Origin of the sequence: Dictyobacter arantiisoli, from assembly GCF_008326305.1 — a bacterium.
Lineage (GTDB): Bacteria > Chloroflexota > Ktedonobacteria > Ktedonobacterales > Ktedonobacteraceae > Dictyobacter > Dictyobacter arantiisoli.
Genome location: NZ_BIXY01000233.1, coordinates 1 through 1504, shown reverse-complemented (window position 1 = coordinate 1504; position 1504 = coordinate 1). Strand labels below are relative to the sequence as shown.

The following is a 1504-nucleotide window of genomic DNA, read 5'->3' as shown; positions in this document are numbered from 1 at the left end:
CTGTCTGTTACCCACATATTTCTATTCAAGTGTGAGTTCAGAAGCCAGGTGAATTCCTTCTACAAGCGTTTGGATGTATAGCCAACCTTTCCAGAGGGTTTTCCAGCCTGGCTCTCCGTCTCCCTTGCGTCCCAAATACCCTCCAGCCTGCGCAATGCGATGCCAACAGCGTCTGGTGGTCAAACGCTCGGGGGACACTTTGGCCTGATACGCCACCACCTTGACGACATCCATTGGCAGCACCTCACAAGCCGGTCGCTCGGGATCTTGACGGGCGCATTCTCGCAACTGCAGAAGCCGCACGGCCAGAGGTGCCAGAAATCCCAACAGCGTTCGCAAGCCTTCATAGGTTTGCATCTGACGCGCTTCAATGTGGCAGCCGGTTTTGAGGCATTGATGATAATCCTCCACGATCCAACGGATCCGATACCAGTCCACCCGTTCCCAGGCTTGCTCTTCGTTGTTCACCGCCACCGAGGTGACCAGCATCCATTCCAGCCCATCCTGACCTTCAGGCGGATCGAGTTCCCAGGTTCTGACCACCGTCACAACCAGTGGGACGGCCCCTTTGCCGCTCGTTCCATCAGGAGGCCACAGCCGCATCGTGCCCCAACTCACACACAAGGTCGCATCTCGCTGTGGGCGCTTGTGATTGCCATCCAGGGTCAAGGTTCGTTGCCCTTGCGATGCCCACCCTCTCACCTCCTCAAAGAGATGGTTGATAGGCCCCAGTTCCGCATCACGCTGCTTGCCGCGACGTCGGTGGGCGGCTGGGATCGGAGTGTTTCCTTGATCCACCAGCAGATCGACGCGGCGATTGTGCTTGACCCGCAGGTTAAAACCACATCCCAACCCTTGACAGACCTCCATGAAGGCAAAGATATCGCTGCCTCGATCTCCGACATGAATGTATTCGCAGTCTGCCGGTGCCATCCCGATGCTCTGCGCTTGTTCTTGCCACACCTGCGACTCTTTTTGTTTCCGTCGTTCCCGTTGGTGCGTCGTTTCTCCCTCCGGGGCAGGCTGGCGCAAAAACGGCTTTTGCGCGGCGATGCCGAACACCTGCCGGTTGGTTGGGGACACGGCCAAGACGGTTTGCAACAAATAGCCTTGATGATCACCTTGTCCAATGGGACCCAATCCCGTGGTGGCGCGATGCTGCTGATAGTCCACCTCGGTCATATCTTGAATGAGGAGCACGCGTTTCTGGTGTTGCATCTGCATGCGGGTGTGCTGCACATGCGGCTGGATGAGCCGTTCATAGGTCACCTTCGGACTCCCCAGGAGCCGATACGCTGCTTTGGTGCCAGCCTGACTCCTCATTTGAGCAGGCAATGACACCATCGGAAACCGAGCCATGGATGTGGCGACCTGAACGGCGCGGGCGGTGTGTCGTGTATCAGCCAGCAATGCTGTCCCATAGTTCAGGACGGCCCACTGTTCAGCGGTTTGTATGCGCTCTTGCTCCATTTTTTCTTCTCTCTCTCTCTTTTCTTCATTTTTC

At 56.8% G+C, this 1504-nt stretch carries 1 protein-coding gene; it reads right to left on the bottom strand.

The window, feature by feature from the left end; all coding sequences use genetic code 11:
* Positions 1-21 precede the first annotated feature (21 nt).
* On the bottom strand, positions 22-1504 hold a 1483-nt coding region (locus F1593_RS27980), incomplete at its 5' end, for an IS4 family transposase (protein ID WP_216369027.1).